The organism is bacterium, assembly GCA_040755795.1.
GTDB lineage: Bacteria > UBA9089 > CG2-30-40-21 > CG2-30-40-21 > SBAY01 > JBFLXS01.
In genome coordinates this window covers 1-6,033 of record JBFLXS010000244.1, presented here as the reverse complement: position 1 = coordinate 6,033, position 6,033 = coordinate 1, and the positions used below count along the sequence as shown (strand labels likewise).

The 6,033-nt window shown below is 34.7% G+C and carries 5 protein-coding genes; all 5 read right to left on the bottom strand.

Translation table 11 applies throughout. From position 1 onward, the window contains the following. Positions 1 to 289: hypothetical protein (locus AB1414_13815; protein MEW6608498.1), on the bottom strand; the 289-nt coding region annotated here is incomplete at its 3' end. A gap of 207 nt (positions 290 to 496) precedes the next feature. Then, the gene (gene ruvA / locus AB1414_13810) at positions 497 to 1,078 is read right to left on the bottom strand and encodes a Holliday junction branch migration protein RuvA (protein ID MEW6608497.1); all 582 of its coding nucleotides are present in this window, start codon (positions 1,076 to 1,078) and stop codon (positions 497 to 499) included. A 374-nt stretch (positions 1,079 to 1,452) separates the two neighbouring features. Continuing rightward, complete coding sequence (locus AB1414_13805; GenBank protein ID MEW6608496.1) at positions 1,453 to 4,890, bottom strand: DNA polymerase III subunit alpha; 3,438 nt, start codon at positions 4,888 to 4,890, stop codon at positions 1,453 to 1,455. Positions 4,891 to 5,072: 182 nt separating this feature from the next. Continuing rightward, positions 5,073 to 5,522, bottom strand: coding sequence for a type II toxin-antitoxin system VapC family toxin (locus tag AB1414_13800; GenBank protein ID MEW6608495.1), 450 nt, complete (start codon positions 5,520 to 5,522; stop codon positions 5,073 to 5,075). Next, on the bottom strand, positions 5,515 to 5,748 hold the full coding sequence (locus tag AB1414_13795; GenBank protein ID MEW6608494.1) for a hypothetical protein: 234 nt from the start codon (positions 5,746 to 5,748) through the stop codon (positions 5,515 to 5,517). Before AB1414_13795 ends, AB1414_13800 begins: the two co-directional genes overlap by 8 nt. Between the last annotated feature and the right edge of the window lie 285 nt (positions 5,749 to 6,033).

Below are 6,033 nucleotides of genomic sequence, written 5' to 3'. Positions count from 1 at the left end.
TACCATATATTTTAACAAAAGTCAAGTATTTTTTTCGATTTTTGTCAGAAAGAACAGTTACATCTATAGCACTTATTAATCGAAATTTGACCCAGATATGGCTATGAAATTCCAAATCCCAAATTCCGTAACCGTTCAGGCTATATATCAAAATTGTAAGAAAGGGGATAAGGAGATAAGGGTGATATGGAGATAAGATAATAGAAATAGATTGAAATTTATAGAATTCGAAGAACGTTGCGAAGCAAAAATAGGTAGAAATTGATTGTGGAAAACAACAAATTTCCATAAATTTCTATTAGTTTCTATTAATTTCAATTTTTTAATAATATCTCCCTATCTCCTTAATCTCCACATCTCCTTTTGTTACACCACCTGAACACTTACAATGTCTTATGTATTTCAATTGCTGCACCAATAATTTTTTCTGTTATCTGATTTATTTCCATGTTTTCTCTGTTCCTCTGCGTCTCTGCGGTGAATAGTTACTGAATAATTACAAAAACTTTAATGCCGCCTTGATTAATTCCTCAATACTAAATTCTTCTTGAAGTGTTTCTTGAGCCTTTTTAACTGAGGCAGTGGCAGTGCCCTTTTTATACCCAAGTGAGATTAAGGCTAAGATAGCATCATCTAATATCTTTTTATCTGGTGGTTTAATATCAGGTAGTTCTATTTCCTTGAGTTTATCCTTGAGTTCAAGGATTAATCTTTGAGCGGTTTTTTTGCCAATACCACTAATTGAGGTTAAAGTGACAATATCCTCTTTGAAGATTGCCTGTTTGAACTGACTGACCTCAATACTTGAAAGGATAGTCAAGGCACTTTTTGGACCTATGCCTGTGGTAGAAATTAAGTCTAAAAAAAGTTCCTTTTCCTCCAGTGTGTAAAATCCATATAAAGAAAGGTTATCCTCTCTAACGGCTAAATAAGTCAACAATCTAATTTCTGCGGTTGGTTCAGGTAATTTATGGTAAGTTGAAAGAGGTATATGGACGCCATATCCCACGCCATTGACTTCTAAAAGAATGTATGTTGGCAATTTTTCCTTTAAACATCCTGTTAAACTATCAATCATAATTTCACTCCTTTTAGATGATATTCTGCAATATAATCACAATCCCTGAATTGATTTCGAATATCCATTCCATACCCAAATAACCAGTTATAGCACTTATTAATCGAAATTTGACCCAGATATGGTTATGAAATTCCAAATCACAAATTCCAAATTCCAAACAAATTCGAATGACCAAAATTCAAAACATTACCCCCAATAGTTTGGTATTTAGTACTTGGAATTTGGTGCTTATTTGAGATTTGGTGCTTGGGATTTGGGATTTTTTACTTATCCACTCTGAGTAAAATTTTGACTAATAACTGCTATAAAATACGAGAAGTAAAAAGTGTTTTATCAAAGCGGAGTTTTTTGAAGTATTGCTCTGCCATTTTTCACCCTCTCCCAATCCACGCCTTACCGATGCCAGGTATTCCTTCGATTCCTTTAATCAACTCCTGGTTTGCCTTAATTCTTAGTTGTTGGCTGGGGATAAGAATCGTCTCGACATTATTATCCATTACATGAATCTGGATATTAGAATTACCTTTAAATTTAGTTAATAATCCTTTTAATTGCACAAGATTTTTTTCATCAATAGACTCATCAATTCGGATATGAACTATTTTTGAGAATTCAGCCTGTGCCTCTGCCAGTTCAATGATTTCTTCAGCTGTAATCTTGGGATTTCGTTCATCCTGAAGATTTATTCTACCTTTGACCAGGACCATTGCGTCTTTTCGTAGTTTCTCGCCAGCTTGCTCAAACATATCGGAAAATACCACGACTTCGACATTACTACTTAAATCCTCCACACCGATAAAAGCCATTATTTTTTCATCCCTGGTTGTAATTTGTTTAACAGACTTAATCATTCCGCCAATAGTCACTTGAGTTTTATCTTTTAATTCTTTTAATGAAATAATATCGGATGTAGCATATTTTTTAATCTCATTTTCATATTTAGCCAATGGGTGCGAAGTAATATAAACACCTAATAATTCCTTTTCAAGTTTTAATAATTTACTTTCAGGCCATTCAGGTATATCTGGTAGTTCCTCATAACTGCCTTTAAAATCATCAAGGGTTTCAAATAGAGAGGTTTGGCCATTTGCCTTTTCTTTTTGGGATTGCGAGCCGACTTTGAGTGCCTGGTCTAATATTTGAAACAATTGAGAGCGTTTAGCCCCAAGGGAATCGAAGGCACCACATTTAATTAAACTTTCAAGGACTTTTGAATTGACCAATCTCAAATTTACTCGTTCACAAAAATCATACAAAGAGGTAAATTTTCCTTTTGATTCTCTGGTTTCTATAATTGAGGCAATCGCCAGACTACCAACATTTTTTATCCCATTTAGCCCAAATCTTATCGTATTATCGACAACCGTAAAATTATGGTCAGATTCATTAATATCTGGAGGACGAATCTGGATGCCCATTTTTTTACATTCTGCGATATAAAAACTTATTTTATCTGTATCACCCAGTTCACTGGTCAATACCCCAGCCATATATTCAATTGGATAATGTGTTTTAAGATATAGGGTGCGATAAGCAATTAAGGCGTAAGCAGTTGAATGAGACTTATTAAAACCATATTCGGCAAATTTAGCCATTAATTCAAAGATGTTATTTGCCAGGTCATTATTTAAACCATTTTTATGGGTGCCGGTAATAAAAGTCTGGCGCATCTTCTCCATTTTCTCAGGTATTTTTTTACTCATTGCCCGGCGGAGTTCATCTGCCTGTGCAAGCGTAAATCCGGCAAGTGAACTGGCAATTTGCATTACCTGCTCTTGATAGATAATAACACCATAAGTTTCTTCTAAGATAGGTTTGAGTGAAGGGTGAAGATACCTTATTTTCCCGCTGTGTTTACTTTTTATAAATTCATCAACCATCCCGCTACTCAACGGCCCTGGCCGATAAAGGGCATTTAAGGCAATGATGTCTTCAAAGACATCTGGTTTAAGTTTGCGGGCAACATCACGCATCCCGGAGGATTCTAATTGGAAGGTGCCAATAGTTTCGCCGTCGGATAAAAGTTTATAGGTTTTTTTATCATTTAGAGGAATATCCTCAATCTTGATTTTAATATGCTTTGTCTTCTCAATATTTTCAATCACATCTTCGATTAAGGTTAGCGTTTTAAGACCTAAAAAATCCATTTTTAATAGCCCAATTGCTTCAATCGAACTCATCGCATATTGTGTGGTGATGCCGCCTGTTTTCGAGTCTTTATAAAGTGGGACAATGTTAGTTAGAGGTTCTTTTGAGATGACTATTCCTGCGGCATGGGTTGAGGCATGGCGAGTTAATCCCTCTAATTTCATTGCGGTCTGAATTAATTGTTGGGTTTTGCCTTCTTGTGCTTGGGCTAATTTTCTAAATTCATCTACCCGCTCCAAAACATTACTTAAGGTAATATTTAATTCATACGGAATTAACCTGGCAATACGGTCAACTTCAGCATAGGGGATATTTAGCACCCGACCTACATCTCTAATCGCCGCCCTGGCTAACATTGTTCCAAAGGTAATAATCTGGGAAACATGGTCTTGACCGTATTTATTTGAGACATATTCGATGATTTCTTCCCTTCGCTCATAACAAAAGTCTATGTCAATATCTGGCATACTTACCCGTTCAGGATTTAAAAATCGCTCAAAGAGTAAGTTGTATTTTAAAGGGTCAACATCCGTAATATCTAAGACATAAGAAACAAGACTACCTGCGGCTGAGCCTCTGCCAGGCCCTACCGGGATATGCTTGCTTTTTGCATATCGAATCAAATCCCAGACAATTAAAAAGTATTCCGTATATTTCATTTGAATAATCGTCTTTAATTCATATTCTAATCGCTCTCTTATTTGTGGTGTGATGACTTTATATCTCTTCTTTAAACCTTCTTCACACAGTTGTTGCAAATAACCTTCTAATGTGTTGTCTTTTCCCACATCATAATGAGGTAGATGCAGATGTCCAAATTCTAATTCTAAATTACATCGTTTGGCAATTTCAATCGTATTGGATATAGCCTCCGGGATATGAGAAAACAGGGCGGTCATTTCTTGAGGGCTTTTAAAGTAAAATTGGTCAGATGAGAATTTAAGTCTATCTTTATCTTCAACCGTTTTATTTGTTTGAATACAAACAAGAATATCCTGGCTTTCGGCATCGCTCTGGTGGATATAATGGACATCATTAGTGGCTACGACTGGCACTCCAACTTCTTTTGATACTTGAATCAGGTATTCATTTATGTGTTTTTGTTCTTCTAAATTATGGTCAGAGAGTTCTAAATAAAAATTTTCATGCCCAAATATCTTTTCAAACTCAAATATCTTTTTCTTTGCCTCATCATATCTTTGTTTTTTACAAAGGATAGGTATTTCGCCTTTGACACACCCACTTAAAAAGATTAACCCGTCCCGATATTTAGTCAATAATTCCTTATCCACCCTTGGTTTGTAATAAAATCCTTCTAAATATCCCAGACTAAGGAGTTTAATCAAATTGCGATAGCCTGTTTCATTCTTGACTAACAATGTGCCGTGATAAGAGGCTTCGGTCAATCCTTTGGTTGGGGTTTTATCATTGCGGTCTTTAGGGGCAATATATACCTCGGCGCCAATGATAGGTTTTACGCCAGCCGCATACGCCTCTCGATAGAATTCAATCGCACCAAACATATTGCCATGGTCAGTAACAGCCACTGCTGGCATTTTATATTCGTGTGCCTTTTGAACCAAATCCTTTATTTTTATCGCTCCATCTAACAAGCTGTATTCAGAATGGACATGTAAATGGACAAAATTAGCATGTAACATTTTTTACTCCTGGTATTTGCCACGATAACACAAAGGCATGAAGAAAAATTAGAACACGAATAACGCGAATGTTCGAATTACACAAATAAAATCAGTTTATAATCCCAGTCTCTCTATCTCTCAGCTCCTTAACCAGTGGTAAGAACCCTCTATCAAACCAGAGACAACAATCTTTTAAGGAATCAATGCGTTAATTTTCGCTGAGAATTGCTGATTCTTTTTATAGACGGTATTAAGTCAAAGTCTTCGTCGTATGAAAAAATATCTGAAAGATTATTATTAAGCATATAATTGACAATAAAAGAATCGTTGTAGTTAAGTAGTCCCTTATGTTCTTTTAAGGTAGTCATTATTGAAAAATGATATGATTTTATATATTCACTTACCCATAAAATTTTGTCAAAATAAACTGTTTCCATTTTTGATAGGGCAACTATAAAATTTTCTGGTTGGTTTTTACTTTCAAAACGTTTAGCCAAAACATTAATTGATTCATTAATAACAATATCTAAAATAATGAAGTTGGTATTTTCAGGTAAATTGGTCAAAATTTCTTTTGTGGTTTTAAACCATTTGTCATTTTCATCAATAATGGAAATCAATACATTTGTGTCAAGAATTATATTATTCATTATATATATCCTCACATTCTTTGACAGCATCTCCGCCTACTGCACAAACAGTTCCTTTTTTAAGTAATTCTTTAGTTGAAATTCCTGGGACTTTTTTTTGCTCAGATATATCAGTTCTAAGTGAATATTTAGCCACTAAATAACCATAGAAATCAAATAATTCCTGTTTGGCAATTGGCGGAAGGATAGAAACATTAAAATTGTCTATATATTCAACGGTTTGCATTGAATGCCCTCCTTATCAAAAATCAACTTGTTAAATATATTATAACCTTATAAGATAGAAAAGTCAATAAAAATATATTGTAAGCGTTCAGGTGGTGTAACAAAAGGAGATGAGGAGATTAAGGAGATAGGGAGATATTATTAAAAAAATTGGTAACTATTCACCATTCACCATTCACAATTTCTTCCCTAAATTTCCTTAATAATGGTGAATGGTGAATTGTCAATTGTGAATTGTGAATTATCACTCTTCACGGTGTCAAGCAAACCTGGCCCAAGAGTTCGA